The following is a 13,860-nucleotide window of genomic DNA, read 5'->3' on the forward strand; positions in this document are numbered from 1 at the left end:
CGGTTTGAGCCGCTCCTTCACCGTTGATTGATGCATCCGCGGCCGCGCTCGGACGCTTTCGCCTTCACAGGGCCGTCATCCGCAACCTACACTATAGTGGCGAATCGCCGCTTTGCTCCGGGCCGAAATCGAATTGACGTGGTAAGCCATAGAAGCTAAAGCGAAAACGCTGAAGGAGAGGCGCCGGAGTTGACGGTCCATTTCCATCCCACTGCTTCGCCGGAAGCGTGTCCGGCCCTTGTGCTCAATGCCGACTTCCGGCCCTTGAGTTACTATCCCTTATCGCTATGGTCATGGCAGGACGCCATCAAGGCGGTTTTTCTGGACCGTGTGAATATCGTCTCGAGTTACGATAAGGCAGTCCGAAGTCCGAGCTTCGAAATGCAGCTCCCTTCGGTCGTTTCTCTCAAGACCTATATAAAGCCTTCGCGGCACCCTGCCTTCACACGGTTCAACGTCTTCCTTCGCGACCGATTCAGCTGCCAATACTGTGGCTCTCGCCATGATCTGACCTTCGATCATGTGATTCCCCGCTCAAAGGGCGGGATGACGACCTGGGAAAATGTCGTCGCGGCCTGTTCCACCTGCAATCTGCGCAAAAGCGACCGGCTTCCAGGCGAAGTGCATATGTGGCCAAGCCACAAGCCCTACCAGCCGACCGTCAACGATCTGCATCAGAATGGCCGGCTTTTCCCGCCGAATTATCTGCATGAAAGCTGGATGGATTACCTTTATTGGGATTCCGTGCTGGAGCCTTAGCTCAATTCCTTCGCAAGCCGCCGCATGAAGGCGATTCCGGCTTCCATTTGCGCGACCTCGATAAATTCGTCCGGCTGATGGGCCTGATCGATCGAGCCCGGCCCGCAGACCACTGTCGGCGCTCCGGCCGCCTGAAACTGCCCCGCTTCCGTCGCGAAAGGCACGCTGATCGTACGATTGGAATGGGCGAGCTTCAGCGCCAAAGTTTCAGCATGGGAGCCAGGCTCGGGACTGAGGCCTGGAACCTCGACCTCGGAACAGGTTTCGATGAAGGCGTCCTTGGCGTGCCGCCGCAGTTTCGGCTGCGCGACGCGGGCGATATAGCTTTCGAGATGGGCCAGCGCCAGATTTTGCGGAACATGCGGCAGGCTGCGAAATTCCCAGTCGAAGGCGCATTCCTTGGCGAGAATGTTGCGCGCCGTGCCGCCATGAATGACGCCGACCTCGATCGTGGAGGCCGGCGGATCAAATCGTCCCGAGGGGTCGCCCTGAGCCGCGAGCTGGTCGTTGAAGCGATAAAGTTCCGTGACCAGATCGCAGGCAGCCTCGACCGCGTTGGCCCCGAGGTTGGGCTTTGACGAATGCGCCTCATGCCCATGCACAATGGTGCGATAGGTGACGATCGCCTTATGGGCGTCGGCGACCTGCATCAGCGTCGGCTCGCCGACGAGCACGGCTCCCGGCCGCGGCAGATCGACGCCGAAGCGCGCAATCGTGTCGAGCGGCCCGCGGCAGGTCGTTTCTTCGTCATAGCTGAGCAAAATGTGGACCGGACGCGACAAAGAGGCCTGCTGAAACTCTGGGATCATCGCAAGGCAGATTGCGTCGAAACCCTTCATATCGCAGGTGCCGCGGCCAAACAGGCGGCCATTTTCCCGGCGCAGCCTGAATGGATCGCTGGTCCAGCTCTGGCCTGCGACCGGCACCACATCGGTATGGCCGGATAAAACCACGCCGCCGTCGACCTTCGGCCCGATCGTCAAGAAAAGCGCCGCCTTGTCGCCAATCTCATTTGGAACCTTGACGTAATCGACGCCGCAATCCTTGAGATAGGCTTCGACAGCCGCGATCAGCGCGAGATTCGACTTCGAACTTTCGGTATCGAAGCCAATAAGATGCTCCAGCATCTCGATCGACGCCGCGAGCCGCGCATCGCCGTCGCCGGTTGAGGAAGCATGATGCGAAGACATGAAACGGCCGCTCCTTGGTTCATGAAGCGGATCGGGCCCGCGCCCCGCTTAATTCAGAACGCGTCGCACGAAAGGGGAATCCAGCGAGAAAACCGGGATTTCCGCCTCGAAGACAACGCCGTTCTCATCCACCATGCTATAGGCCCCCGTCATGATGCCCGAGGGGGTCGTCAGATTGGAGCCGGACGTATAGCGGAAGGTTTCCCCAGGCTTCAAAATCGGCTGCTCGCCGACGACTCCGGGTCCCTGCACCTCGGCGAGCTTGCCATTCCCATCGGTGATTTTCCAGTGCCGCGCCGTGAGTTGCACGGTCTTGTCGCCCTGGTTTGCGATCTCGACCGTGTAGGCCCAGAAGAATGTCGCCTGCTCCGCGTTCGAGCGCTCGGGAATGAACTCTGGCAGAACGGTGATTTGTATGTCGTGCGTGACGGTGCTGTACATGGTCGCGATCTGATCTGCGCTCTCAACGTCCGGGCCGGAAGATTGTGGCGTCGTGGCAAGCCTAACACAGCTTTCCGGTCAGGAAAACGTCGCCGCGGATCGCGGTTCGCCTCTGCCTATTCGGCGGCGAGGCCGCGCCGGTCGAGCGCGCTCAACGCCGCCGACAGATCCTCAATCAGATCGTCGGCGTCCTCGAGCCCAACCGAGAGGCGCACGAGCCCTTCGGTCACGCCGAGCCCCGCGCGCGCCTCGGGCGTCAGCCGCTGATGCGTCGTCGTCGCCGGATGAGTGATGAGGCTCTTGGCGTCGCCAAGGTTGCTCGAGATCTTGATCACCTCGAGCCCTCTCGCGAAGGCGAAAGCCGCGCGCTTACCGCCGGCGATCTCGAAAGCGACAAGCGTGCCGCCGCCTGACATCTGCTTTTTGACGATGTCGGCATGCGGGTGATCCGAGCGGCCGGGATAACGGACGAAGCTGACGTGAGGATGGGCGGCAAGAAAATCCGCGATCCGCGCGGCGCTCTGCATCTGCTGCCGCACCCGCAAAGACAAGGTTTCGAGCGCCTTCAGAAGCACCCAGGCGTTAAAGGGGGACAGCGCCGGGCCAGTCTGGCGCAAGAACTGCTGCAAATCGCCTTCAATCAGGTCTTTGCGGCCAAGAATGACGCCGCCGAGGCATCGCCCGCCTCCATCGATATGTTTGGTGGCGGAATATACGACGAGATCGGCCCCCAGCGTCAGAGGTTTTTGCAGGATCGGCGTCGCAAACACATTGTCGACGACAACCAGCGCGCCATTCTCATGCGCGATAGTGGAGATCGCCGCGATGTCGTAGACGTCGAGACAGGGGTTTGTCGGGCTCTCCAGAAAGAGAACCTTCGTTTCGGGACGGATCGCGGCGCGCCACTCGTCGAGATTTGCCCCGTCAACCAGGGTCGAGGCGACGCCATAGCGCGGCAGCAGATCCTCGGCAATGTAGCGGCAGGCCCCAAAAAGCGCCCTGGCCGCAACCACATGATCGCCTGCCTTCACCTGCGACATCAACGAGGCGGTCACGGCCGCCATCCCAGTCGCCGTGGCGCGCGCAGCCTCCGCGCCTTCGAGCAGAGCCATGCGCTCCTCGAACATCGCGACCGTCGGATTGCCGTAACGCGAATAAACGAAGCCCGGATCGTCGCCCTTGAAGCGCGCCTCGCACGCCTCCATCGAATCAAAGACATAGCCTTGCGTGAGATAAAGCGCCTCGGAGGTCTCGCCAAAGGGCGAGCGCGTTCCGCCGCCGTGAACGAGCAGCGTCGCAGGGCGCAAGGCTCTGGAGCCGTGTTTCGACAGAGGATCGCCCATTTCATCTCCACGTCTTGATCTGCAACTCGTAATTCAAGGTTGATTACGCGCCTATTTCTTATATCTCAAGCTGCTTGAGCTCTCCTCTGGCCTCTTGCGCGCCCCTGCGCTCTAAGGCTTTTCGAGCCCTGCCCTTGGTCCTCGATGCGGGTTTTTAATGCAAACGCCTTTCCCGAAATCGGACCTGGACGACTTCGGCCCTCATTTCGGGTTGCTCTCGCGTCAGAAGATTGAGCTGATGCTGAGGCGCTCCATCATTCTTCCGCAGGAAGACGTCGAGGAGAGCCAGTTGCAGCCCGCGAGCCTTGATCTGCGCCTCGGCTCGCGCGCCTACCGGGTCAGAGCAAGCTTTTTGCCCGGCAAAGAGCGCACGGTCATGGATCAGCTGCGCGCGCTTGTGCGCGACGAGGACGCGATCAGCCTCGAACATGGCGCCGTTCTCGAGCGCGGCTGCGTCTATGTCATTCCGCTCCTCGAACATCTTAAGCTACCGGACAGCATCTCGGCGCTCGCCAATCCGAAAAGCTCGACCGGCCGGCTCGATATTTTCACCCGCCTCATCACCGATCGCTCGGAAGTCTTCGACCGCGTCGCGCGCGCCTATGAAGGGCCGCTTTACGCCGAGGTCTCGCCACGCAGTTTTTCGGTGCGCGTGCGGAAGGGCTCGAAGCTCAATCAAATCCGTTTTCGCCGGCTGAATTCGCAGCAGTTTGAGATCACTGACTTCAGCATCGGCGATAGGGAGTTGCGCGAGCATCATAAAGACGCGGCCCTTGTTGACGGCGATCTCAATCTTCGCGAGGGGCTGATCGTACGCGTGGCGCTCAGCGCCAGGGCGCATGGCGACGTCATCGGCTATCGCGCCCAAAAACATGCCGACATTCTCGACGTCGACCGGGTCGGCGCCTATAAGCTCGACGATTATTGGGACAAGGTTTTCGCCCGCGGCGACAATCGCCTCATTCTCGATCCCGGCGAATTCTATATTCTCGCCTCGCACGAGCGGCTGCACATTCCGCGCGACCTTGCCGCCGAAATGGTGCCGATAGACCCGGCGATGGGCGAATTCCGCGTCCATTACGCCGGATTTTTCGACCCAGGCTTTGGCGCCGCCCCCGATAAGCGGCCCGGCGCGCGCGCCGTTCTCGAAGTGCGCAGCCACGAGGTGCCCTTCATTCTCGAAGACGGGCAGATCATCGGGCGGCTCGTCTATGAGAAAATGGCCGAGCCGCCGCAGATTCTCTATGGCGAAGGCGACGTCTCGAATTACCAGGGCCAGGGCCTGAAGCTTTCGAAGCATTTTGTAATGGGATGAGAGCGAAAGGCGACTAAAAACCCCTGGCTTGATCGAAATGTCGCCAAAAACTTATAATGAAGCAGAGCTCAACAGCTCAAGGAGCATTCATGGCCAGCGTTCCCCAGGTCTCGACCTATGCGATCGATCGATATCATTTTGTCTCGCAATGGCTGCACTGGATCACCGCGCTTCTCGTCTTGGCGATCTTGCCCATCGCCTGGGTGATGGTCGTGCTGCCGCACGAAAGCCCGTGGGTCGGAACGCTGGTCATGTTTCACAAATCAATCGGCGTCACGATTTTCGCGCTCATCCTTTTCCGTATTTTCTGGCGCGCCCTAAACCCCGCTCCGCCGCTGCCCTGGACGCTCGAGCCCTGGGAAGCGATCGCCGCGAAACTCTCGCATGTGCTGCTTTACGTCGTTTTCCTCGTCATGCCGGTCAGTGGCTATATTTTGTCCGCGGCGAGCAACCATCCCGTCAATTATTTCAACCTTTTCACTCTGCCGCCTCTGCCTGAGAACAAGCCCCTGGCGAAGATCGCCGATGCGGTCCATGTCTGGACGCAATGGGCGGTCTACGCGCTCGTCGCCATTCATATTCTCGGGACGGCCTACCACATCATCGTCAAGCGGGACGGGGTTCTCGACCGGATGCTGCCAAAGCAGGTTAACGCGGATTAAGGGACGCTACTAAAGTAATCTTCGAGTAAAGTCGCGTAAATGGCTGTCAGAGTGCGTATATCCTTGACCGGGGCGCACTCGTCAATCATATGCATCGTCGCGCCGGCGAGGCCGAACTCGACAACGGGGCAATAGGCGCGGATGAAGCGCGCGTCCGACGTGCCGCCGCTCGTCGACAAGGACGGCCGGCGTCCCGTATGCCTTTCAATGGCGGCGCAGACGAGATCGGTGAAGCGATCGGGCGCCGTGAGGAAAGCCAGCGCGTTGCACGGTTCAAAGCGCATGAGGTAGTCGGCGCCGCGCCTCGCCGCCTCAATTCTTGCGTGAAGCTCGGCGCTCAGCGTCTCCGGCGTCCAAAGGTCGTTGAACCTGATGTTAAATCTGGCCTGCGCTTCGGCCGGGATGACGTTGAAGGCCGGATTGGCCACATCGACGCTGACGATTTCAAGGTTCGAGGCGTCGAAATGCGCCGTGCCGGAATCGAGCGGGGCGGCAATCAGCGCCCCGATGAGCCGCACGAGATGCGGGACCGGATTGATGGCGCGCTGCGGATAGGCGACATGGCCCTGCCGGCCCTTGACGGTCAAGGTTCCGTTGAGCGAGCCACGCCGTCCGATCTTGATCATCTGGCCCAGCGCGTCCGGATTGGTCGGCTCCCCAACGAGGCAATGATCGAACCGCTCGCCGCGCTCATACGCCCAGCGCAGCAGCTTTTCGGTTCCATTGATCGCCGGGCCTTCCTCGTCGCCCGTGATGAGAAGGCTGATTGAGCCCCTGCCCGCTCCGCCCCGTTCCGCGAAAGCGCAGGCGGCGGCGGCGAAGGCTGCGATCGCGCCTTTCATGTCGGCGACGCCGCGGCCGAAAATCGCACCGTCGGCGAGTTCGGCGCTGAAGGGATCGAAGCGCCAGCTGGCGGCGGCGCCAGGCGGCACGACGTCGGTATGGCCCGCAAAAACAAAATGCGGGGAACCCTCGCCAAAGCGCGCGTAAAGATTGGCGACGTCCGGCGTGCCTTCTTGCGAAAAAACAATCGGATGGGTCTTAAAGCCGGCCGCGCGCAGGCGCTTCTCCAGCACGCCCTGCGCGCCCGCGTCCTCAGGCGTTACGGAGGGGCATTGGACGAGGGCGCGGCAGAGATCGATCGCTGAGGCTGCTATATCCGACATTTTTCTTCCGAAGCCTTCTTTCGCCGCCCTTCGCGGCTGAAACCTGATTGTTCCGCCGGCCGCCAGACGTTTCTATCGCATGGGCGCCGCATCTGCCAAAGAGGCCGATTTTCGGCAAGATCCTTCTACAAAGTCGGAGCGAGCGATCCTATTTTCAGTTGTCGAAACGATGAAAATAGAGCATGTGCTGCGGGCGCCCGGCAGCGACGACGCCGGATCTTAATGCGCGCCCGGCGCGCGGACGGCTAAGAGCCAAGGCGACGGCGCGGCATGATATCCGCCGAAATCAAAGGGATTCTACGGAGGCGGCGGGGCAAAAGCCGGCGCGGCCGCGAATGGAAATTGATCGATGCGAAAACTGGTTGGCGGAAAGCTTCATGGCATCCGCGTCACAGAATCGAACCTCGAATATCATGGCTCGATCACGCTTGATCCGGACCATTGCGAAGCCGCTGGCATTCTGCCGCTCGAATTCGTCGACGTCTGGAACAAGAATTCCGGCGCCCGAATCTCGACCTACGTCATTTTGGGCCAGCGCGGCTCGCGTTGCTGCATCCTCAACGGCGCGGCGGCCCGCACCTGCCAGCCCGGCGACGAACTGATCATTTGCAGCTCCGTTTATCTGGACGGCGCCGGCATCACCGAGCTGAGCCCTTCGATCCTGACTTTCGACGCCTCAAATAACGTCATCGAGCGGCTGCGCTATAAGGTCAGCCGGGACGAGGCCGGCGGCTATCAATTCGCCATTCTCGACGAGGAAGGCGCGCGACTGGGCGTGCCTTTGAAATCCGGCCTACGTCAGAAGCGGGCGAGCTGAAGCGTTCGACACGCGCCAGATGATCCAGCTTTTGCTGGATTGAAGAAAGAAACGCGTCCAGATTGCGCTCCAAAGTCTGAATCCGTCTCTCCTCAATAAGTTAGGGCAGGTTGTCGCCCAAAAACCGGCGAGAACGCCACGGTCTAAACCTTGACACTCTCGACGCGGGTCTCCTATATATCGGACACCGTGTTCGCAATATCGAACGATTGGCAAGCCTTTGACCATCGTCGTGTCAAATAAGACCAGCGGCCTTCGCGAGGTTGACGCGCCGCACAGTCTCGTCGCCCATTTCGGGGCTGATCATCCGTTGCAGATGGACGCAGGCGGCTGTCTCGACCAGTGGACGATCGCTTACCAGACCTATGGTGAACTGAACGCCGACAAGTCCAACGCCATCCTCGTCTGCCACGCGCTCACGGGCGATCAGCATGTCGCCAATGAGCACCCCATCACCGGCAAGCCTGGCTGGTGGAGCAGCATGGTCGGTCCCGGCCGGCCGATCGATACGGATCGCTATTTCGTCATCTGCTCCAATGTCATCGGCGGCTGCATGGGCACCACTGGCCCGGCTTCGCTCAATCCCGCGACGGGCCGCCCCTATGGCCTCGATCTGCCGATCGTGACGATCCGGGACATGGTGCGGGCGCAAGCGATGCTGATTGACCATCTCGGCATTGAGACTTTGTTTTGCGTCGTCGGCGGCTCGATGGGCGGCATGCAGGTGCTCCAGTGGGTCGCGAGCTATCCCGAGCGCCTTTTCTCCGCCATGCCGATCGCAACCGCGGCCAAGCATTCATCGCAAAACATCGCCTTCCACGAGGTCGGACGCCAAGCGGTCATGGCCGATCCCGATTGGCGCAACGGACGCTATCTCGAGGAGGGCGTCATCCCGACGAAAGGTCTCGCCGTCGCCAGAATGGCCGCCCACATCACCTATTTGTCGGACGAGGCCCTGCAGAGCAAATTCGGCCGCAAGCTGCAGGATCGCGAGGCGCGCGCCTTCACTTTCGACGCCGAATTCGAGATTGAAAATTATCTGCGCTACCAGGGATTGAGCTTCGTCGATCGTTTCGACCCGAACTCCTATCTCTATGTGACCCGCGCCTGCGATTATTTTGATCTCGCCGCCGACTATAACGGCTCGCTGGCGCAGGCTTTCCGGGGAGTCAAGGCGCGCTTTTGCGTTGTCTCCTTTACGTCCGACTGGCTGTATCCGACGTCGGCCTCGCGCGCCATCGTGCACGCGCTGAACGCCGGCGGCGCTTCGGTTTCATTCGTCGACATCGAAACCGATCGCGGCCACGACGCCTTTTTGCTCAATATCCCCGAATTCATCGCGACATCGCGCGGCTTTCTCGATTCCGCCGCGCGGGCGCGGGGATTGCCGCCGGCCAAGCCACGGGCCGAGCCTTGAGCCTTGCCCCAAATGCCGCAGCGGCCGCGCTGCCGCGTGAATCGACGGCGCGCGTCGACCTGCTTCTCGTCGCCTCGATGGTGGAGGCGAATAGCCGCGTTCTCGACGTCGGCTGCGGCGACGGCGCGCTCTTGCGCCTGCTGGCCGAAGAAAAGGGCGTCGACGCGCGCGGCATCGAATTATCGCAGCGGGGCGTCAATGATTGTGTCGCGCAGGGGCTTTCAGTCATTCAGGGCGACGCCGATACGGACCTTGCCGCCTATCCCGACGACGCCTTCGACTATGTGATCCTGTCGCAGACGCTACAGGCCACTCGGCGCCCGCGAGAAGTGGTGGAAGGGATGCTGCGGATCGGGCGCCGCGCAATCGTCTCATTTCCGAATTTCGGCCATTGGCGCATTCGCGCGCAGATCGCGTTAGGCGGCCATATGCCTTTGACGCGGAACCTTCCGACCATCTGGTACGAGACGCCGAACATCCATTTCTGCACAATTCAGGATTTCATCGATCTCGTTCACGCGATCGGCGCGCGAATCGAGCGCGGCGTCGCGCTCGACCGTTTCGGCAGGCCTTTGGCCTATAGCGCGCCCTGGGTCTGGAACCTGTTCGGCGAGCAAGGCGTATTTTTGCTATCTCGCAAGGAATGAGGCAGGCCGCGCCGCGCCCACCCCAAGCGCCGACAAAAACAGCGAAGCCTATTTCTTCTCCGCTTTCGCCCGTTCGATCGATTCAGAAACCAGCTTTCGCGCCTCCTCAGCATCGCCCCAGCGCTCGATCTTGACCCATTTGTTCGGTTCAAGGTCCTTGTAATGGGCGAAGAAATGCTCGATCTGCTGCAAAGTGATCTCAGGCAGATCCGTGTAGTTTTCGACTTTCGCGTAACGCTGGGTCAGTTTCGCGGACGGAACGGCCAAGATCTTTTCGTCCTGTCCGGCCTCATCGCGCATGATCAGCACGCCGACGACCTTGACGCTCATCACAGCTCCAGGGACGATCGCGCGGGTGTTGGCGACAATGACGTCGCATGGATCGCCGTCCTCGGAGAGTGTGTGAGGAATGAACCCGTAGTTTCCGGGGTAACGCATGGATGTGTAAAGGAACCTGTCGACGATCAGGGCGCCGGCCGCTTTATCCAGTTCATATTTGATCGGCTCGCCCCCGATCGGGACTTCGATCACGACATTGACTTCACCAGGCGGATTCTTGCCGATCGAAATTGCGTCGAGGCGCATGGACGTCTCCTAAGTTTCCCAAGTCACGATCGTCTTCTGGCGATCATGGTTTCTACCTCTTTTGTCAAAGCCCGAACGCCGCGCCAGGAACGTTTGATGCTCCACGGATCCGCCGCGCTACGTCATTGTTCCCTGGAGTGAAGGAAATTGGCATGACGCGACGCCAGACAGCAAAGACGTCAATGAGATCAGCTGGATCAGCGAAAACGACGTTCCCGCAAGAGTGACGGAGAGGATAATCGACCCGAAAGCCTGAGATTGTTTCAAGCCCGGTTCCCGGGCCTTATGCTCCAACCTCCGGCGTCCTTCAAGTCCAACCTAAGCATTATCCCAAATGCCGCGACGGTCCTTCTGCGCGGCGAGCCTCTGCGCGAAACAGCAACCAGCGAGTCACGCCGGCGATGCGCCGGCACGATGCTTCGGCGTCGGATCGGCAGCGCTCCTTATCTCTCTGTTTCGACGCATGATCTTGTTCCCAACGTCGTCTGCAATCTTTGTGCACCCAGCCCGTGAGCAGAATGCGTTCAGGCGGAATTGCATTCCTCTCTCTAAGCCTTTGTTTTACCGCATGATGTCGGCCCGAAAGGTCTCGCTTCAACTGAAGGCGAAGGCGTGCCGCGCCCGTATCTCTGAGCCGAAACGCTCATTGGCCTGACGCACGTTCAATCCCCCGAGCCTCTTATAGAATTGCACGGCCCGCTCATTGTCGGCGAGCGCCCATACGAGGAAGGATGGATAGCCGTGCTCGGCGAGATCCTTGCGCGCCGTCTCGAACAGGCGCTTGCCGAAACCAAGGCCCTGAAACTCCGGCGCTACATAGAGCTCAAAGACCTCGCCGCCATAGCGCAACGACGGCACCCTGTTGCGCCCATAGCTGGCATAGCCGCCGATCGTCTCGTCAAAATCGAGAACAAGCAGCCGCGATCCCCGAACGATCGCCGAATGCCACCAGCGCGGTCCGCGCCGCGCGATCATGCGCTCAAGCTCCCGACCGGGGATGATTCCCCGATAGGCGTCCCGCCAAGCGGCGTCATGCACGTCGGCGATGCCCTGGGCGTCCCCTTCACGCGCGTTTCTGATGGTGATGACTGCCTCGATCATAAGGCAATGTTAAAACCGCTTGCCCCACGCCCGCAAGACCTTCTTGGAGCCGCATGCAATAATCGGGCGCGCGGATTCAAAAACCGCGCCGGCGCTCGACAAGCGCCGCCTTCAGCCGCTCCGCAGAGCCGCCGAAGCCGCATCTTCGCCATCGTAATCAAGAGCCGTCTCGGTCATCGGCGCCGCCGGCCGCTGCGTCCGGTAAATGCCTTTGATCAGGATGATGAAAGCGATGACGGCGCAATCGATCAATGTCACCCACCAGATCTGGGCCGTGGCGACGCCGAGAATAGACAGAGTGAGGACGGCGACGAAACCTGCCAGAACGGAGGGAGCGACGATGGCCGGACTCCTGGCGGCCAATCGGAAAATTCGCGCCGTTAGAAACGCGAACGCGACGGCGCCGATCACGCCGAGATCATACCAGATGACGAACAGGAGGCTTTTCGGCGTCAACGGGGGCAAATAGCCGAGGCCGAGGCCGTGATTGGCCGTATCAAAGCCATGCCCGGTGATAAGGCGGGGCCATTCCGAAATGATCAGATCGCGCCAGATCAACATGGATTGCGAAGCGGCGCCCGGATCGCGGCCGGTCCAGTGAAAGATCGGGGCGTAGATCAAGGGCAGCATTGGCGCGAACAGAACCAAGCCCGCGAAGACAAAGCCGAGAATGCGGGCGAGCGCGCCAGGATTCGACATTGCTAAAGCAAAGACGAAGGCCGCCGCCCCCATCGCCGCGAGGCCGATCTGAGCAAATCCAACAAGCGCCACTGCGGCGGCGAGCATGGCCAGTCCCGCCGCTAAAATCCAGTGTTCCCGCAAGGACAGAGCCCCGAGAGCCGGCCAGACCAGAACGATCAAGGTGATCATCGAGCGCTCAAACAGCGAATCGTCGAATTCCGAAGCGCCGATGAACCAGTCCGGAGCGCGCCATCGAAGGACCAGCATCGCGAGGGCGCTCAGCGTGGCGCCGACCGGCAAGAGATAAAGATCGACCGCTCTCGTCCGCGCCGGCAGAAATGCGGCGACGAGGGCGACGAGAAAGGTCGTCCCGACGATCTGCGCGAAGCGCTGCGCCGCCTCCCCCGGGAACGGGGTCCAAGCGAGGGAAAGGCCCGCCCAGAAAGTCAGAAAAAGCGCCGTGAGGCCTGCCGGAGAAAGCAGCGCGGTTCGCAAGTGACGCGGCCCATGGTCCGGCGCGCCGACGACGGCGCCGATCAGGATCAGAATGGCGCCGATCGGCATCAGCACGTAGATCGCGCCGCGCGCAACCACGCCGACGCAGGGCAGCGCCACCATCAAAATCGTCAATCCGAGCCGAATGAGCAGCTTTGCGGCGTCGGCGGCGGGCGTTTCAGTATGGTGGGAGGCGACGGACATGGCCCACTTCGGTCAAAGGGGCGCAGATAATCTGCCCCGCACATTCATCTTAGCGTCCAAAATCTTCCGGCGCTGTGGATCTTGCGCAACAGTTTATAGCCGAATTGCAAAAAGAAAGCGGAAGCCAAACGCCTCGCCGGGCGCGCTCCCATCGCGCAATCTGGATAGAACTTTAAATCACGCTCCAGAACATCTGTTGGGGCGCGACGCCATTTCCACGCGATCCGCCGTCCTATTTCATCGCCCGGTGAGAGGACTAAGAGCGCCGCCGCAAATGCGCCATGCCGTTTCGCCAAGGTCCATCCGGGATCAAGAATCCCAAAGGGTCGATCAGTCCATAAAAACGGGGCCAATGCGGCTCCCAAAGGAGATTTCCGATGAAAAGGCAATTTATCTTCGCGGCGGCCCTTGTCGGGGCGCTAGCGTTGCCGCTGGCGGCCGAAGCTCAAGGCGTCGTGCGTGGCGCGGAGCAAGGCGCGGCGACAGGGCATCGCGCGGCGGGTCCCGTCGGTGGCGTTGTTGGCGGCGCGGTGGGCGGCGCGGTCGGAGGGGTCGCGGGCGGCGTCAAAGGCGTGCTCGGCATTCCGCAGCACACCGGCCGGTATCACCACCATCACCGGCGCTATCGGCATTACCGGCATTAGAGCTGTTTGTTGGCGGCAAATCGCACATTGCGCTGCTTTGGGTCATGCGCCCGCCTTGCAGTGCGGTTAAGCACTCAGATTTCGTAAACACCGCATTAAGGATAGGGGCGCAGGCTCTTCCGACGCGGTCGCTCCCGCCAGGCGGATGGGGGGTTCTGCTCTTAAAATGGACGCAAAGCCTATGAAACTTCTTCGCAAAGCTTTCGCCAATGACACAAGGACGATCGCCGCCCTGGCACTGCTTGGCCTCGTGATGATGGCTCTTTTCAGACCTTAAGCGTCTGACGCGTCAGTTTTGTTCGCTCGAGGCGCTAAGGTTCGATCGCGGTCTTGGGCCGGCAAGCGCCAGCGGCACGGTACTTGCTTGTAACGGGAAAATGATGTCGGGAGGTC

General features: G+C 60.8%; 14 protein-coding genes. 7 read left to right on the plus strand and 7 right to left on the minus strand.

Translation table 11 applies throughout. The annotated features are described in order from the left end of the window. The first annotated feature begins 189 nt into the window (after positions 1-189). Positions 190-759 (plus strand): HNH endonuclease, encoded by a 570-nt coding sequence (locus MPC4_RS12655; protein ID WP_134487169.1) that lies wholly within the window; start codon positions 190-192, stop codon positions 757-759. Here MPC4_RS12655 and argE read toward each other — a convergent pair. The 3 genes from argE to MPC4_RS12670 all read right to left on the minus strand — a co-directional run bounded on the left by argE (position 756) and on the right by MPC4_RS12670 (position 3,733). Continuing rightward, positions 756-1,949 carry an acetylornithine deacetylase gene (gene argE / locus MPC4_RS12660; RefSeq protein ID WP_174512823.1) on the minus strand — a complete coding sequence of 398 codons (1,194 nt, stop codon included), beginning with the start codon at positions 1,947-1,949 and terminating at the stop codon, positions 756-758. The two genes, MPC4_RS12655 and argE, sit on opposite strands and share 4 nt — an antisense overlap. Before the next feature lie 48 nt (positions 1,950-1,997). Further along, complete coding sequence (gene apaG / locus MPC4_RS12665) at positions 1,998-2,390, minus strand: Co2+/Mg2+ efflux protein ApaG (RefSeq protein WP_134487163.1); 393 nt, start codon at positions 2,388-2,390, stop codon at positions 1,998-2,000. A gap of 116 nt (positions 2,391-2,506) precedes the next feature. Further along, the gene (locus MPC4_RS12670; protein WP_174512824.1) at positions 2,507-3,733 is read right to left on the minus strand and encodes an O-succinylhomoserine sulfhydrylase; all 1,227 of its coding nucleotides are present in this window, start codon (positions 3,731-3,733) and stop codon (positions 2,507-2,509) included. Positions 3,734-3,890: 157 nt separating this feature from the next. Here MPC4_RS12670 and MPC4_RS12675 point away from each other — a divergent pair, with 157 nt between their 5' ends. Further along, on the plus strand, positions 3,891-5,048 hold the full coding sequence (locus tag MPC4_RS12675) for a 2'-deoxycytidine 5'-triphosphate deaminase (RefSeq protein WP_174512825.1): 1,158 nt from the start codon (positions 3,891-3,893) through the stop codon (positions 5,046-5,048). A gap of 89 nt (positions 5,049-5,137) precedes the next feature. Beyond that, positions 5,138-5,710, plus strand: a complete 573-nt coding sequence (locus MPC4_RS12680; RefSeq protein WP_134487154.1) for a cytochrome b — start codon at positions 5,138-5,140, stop codon at positions 5,708-5,710. Here the strand turns inward: MPC4_RS12680 and dapE are convergent. Then, on the minus strand, positions 5,707-6,876 hold the full coding sequence (dapE, locus tag MPC4_RS12685; RefSeq protein ID WP_174512826.1) for a succinyl-diaminopimelate desuccinylase: 1,170 nt from the start codon (positions 6,874-6,876) through the stop codon (positions 5,707-5,709). The two genes, MPC4_RS12680 and dapE, sit on opposite strands and share 4 nt — an antisense overlap. Before the next feature lie 349 nt (positions 6,877-7,225). On the opposite strand from dapE, the gene panD reads away from it, so the two are divergent. The 3 genes from panD (at position 7,226) to metW (ending at position 9,757) form a co-directional block, all read left to right on the plus strand. Next, entirely contained in the window at positions 7,226-7,693 is a 468-nt protein-coding gene (gene panD / locus MPC4_RS12690; protein WP_134487148.1) for an aspartate 1-decarboxylase, read from the plus strand. 220 nt (positions 7,694-7,913) lie between these two features. Continuing rightward, a complete protein-coding gene (gene metX, locus MPC4_RS12695; protein ID WP_134487145.1) occupies positions 7,914-9,110 on the plus strand; it encodes a homoserine O-acetyltransferase MetX in 1,197 nt (398 codons plus the stop codon). 77 nt (positions 9,111-9,187) lie between these two features. Further along, on the plus strand, positions 9,188-9,757 hold the full coding sequence (gene metW, locus MPC4_RS12700) for a methionine biosynthesis protein MetW (RefSeq protein WP_244629004.1): 570 nt from the start codon (positions 9,188-9,190) through the stop codon (positions 9,755-9,757). Positions 9,758-9,805: 48 nt separating this feature from the next. Here the strand turns inward: metW and ppa are convergent, their stop codons facing one another. The 3 genes from ppa to MPC4_RS12715 form a co-directional block, all read right to left on the minus strand. Further along, the gene (gene ppa, locus MPC4_RS12705) at positions 9,806-10,342 is read right to left on the minus strand and encodes an inorganic diphosphatase (protein WP_174512827.1); all 537 of its coding nucleotides are present in this window, start codon (positions 10,340-10,342) and stop codon (positions 9,806-9,808) included. A gap of 594 nt (positions 10,343-10,936) precedes the next feature. Continuing rightward, the gene (locus MPC4_RS12710; protein ID WP_134487136.1) at positions 10,937-11,443 is read right to left on the minus strand and encodes a GNAT family N-acetyltransferase; all 507 of its coding nucleotides are present in this window, start codon (positions 11,441-11,443) and stop codon (positions 10,937-10,939) included. 111 nt (positions 11,444-11,554) lie between these two features. Beyond that, positions 11,555-12,823, minus strand: a complete 1,269-nt coding sequence (locus MPC4_RS12715) for a hypothetical protein (RefSeq protein WP_174512828.1) — start codon at positions 12,821-12,823, stop codon at positions 11,555-11,557. A gap of 377 nt (positions 12,824-13,200) precedes the next feature. On the opposite strand from MPC4_RS12715, the gene MPC4_RS12720 reads away from it, so the two are divergent. After that, positions 13,201-13,467 (plus strand): hypothetical protein, encoded by a 267-nt coding sequence (locus tag MPC4_RS12720; protein WP_174512829.1) that lies wholly within the window; start codon positions 13,201-13,203, stop codon positions 13,465-13,467. The last annotated feature ends 393 nt before the right edge of the window (positions 13,468-13,860 follow it).

Origin of the sequence: Methylocella tundrae (genome assembly GCF_901905185.1) — a bacterium.
In the GTDB taxonomy this organism is placed as follows: domain Bacteria; phylum Pseudomonadota; class Alphaproteobacteria; order Rhizobiales; family Beijerinckiaceae; genus Methylocapsa; species Methylocapsa tundrae.

Excerpts from the sequence above, each read along its gene's own strand:
- argE (WP_174512823.1), bottom strand. The coding sequence starts at position 1,949 with ATGTCTTCGCATCATGCTTCCTCAACCGGCGACGGCGATGCGCGGCTC.
- apaG (WP_134487163.1), bottom strand. The coding sequence starts at position 2,390 with ATGTACAGCACCGTCACGCACGACATACAAATCACCGTTCTGCCAGAG.
- MPC4_RS12670 (WP_174512824.1), bottom strand. The coding sequence starts at position 3,733 with ATGGGCGATCCTCTGTCGAAACACGGCTCCAGAGCCTTGCGCCCTGCG.
- MPC4_RS12675 (WP_174512825.1), top strand. The coding sequence starts at position 3,891 with ATGCAAACGCCTTTCCCGAAATCGGACCTGGACGACTTCGGCCCTCAT.
- MPC4_RS12680 (WP_134487154.1), top strand. The coding sequence starts at position 5,138 with ATGGCCAGCGTTCCCCAGGTCTCGACCTATGCGATCGATCGATATCAT.
- dapE (WP_174512826.1), bottom strand. The coding sequence starts at position 6,876 with ATGTCGGATATAGCAGCCTCAGCGATCGATCTCTGCCGCGCCCTCGTC.
- panD (WP_134487148.1), top strand. The coding sequence starts at position 7,226 with ATGCGAAAACTGGTTGGCGGAAAGCTTCATGGCATCCGCGTCACAGAA.
- metW (WP_244629004.1), top strand. The coding sequence starts at position 9,188 with ATGGTGGAGGCGAATAGCCGCGTTCTCGACGTCGGCTGCGGCGACGGC.
- ppa (WP_174512827.1), bottom strand. The coding sequence starts at position 10,342 with ATGCGCCTCGACGCAATTTCGATCGGCAAGAATCCGCCTGGTGAAGTC.
- MPC4_RS12710 (WP_134487136.1), bottom strand. The coding sequence starts at position 11,443 with ATGATCGAGGCAGTCATCACCATCAGAAACGCGCGTGAAGGGGACGCC.
- MPC4_RS12715 (WP_174512828.1), bottom strand. The coding sequence starts at position 12,823 with ATGTCCGTCGCCTCCCACCATACTGAAACGCCCGCCGCCGACGCCGCA.
- MPC4_RS12720 (WP_174512829.1), top strand. The coding sequence starts at position 13,201 with ATGAAAAGGCAATTTATCTTCGCGGCGGCCCTTGTCGGGGCGCTAGCG.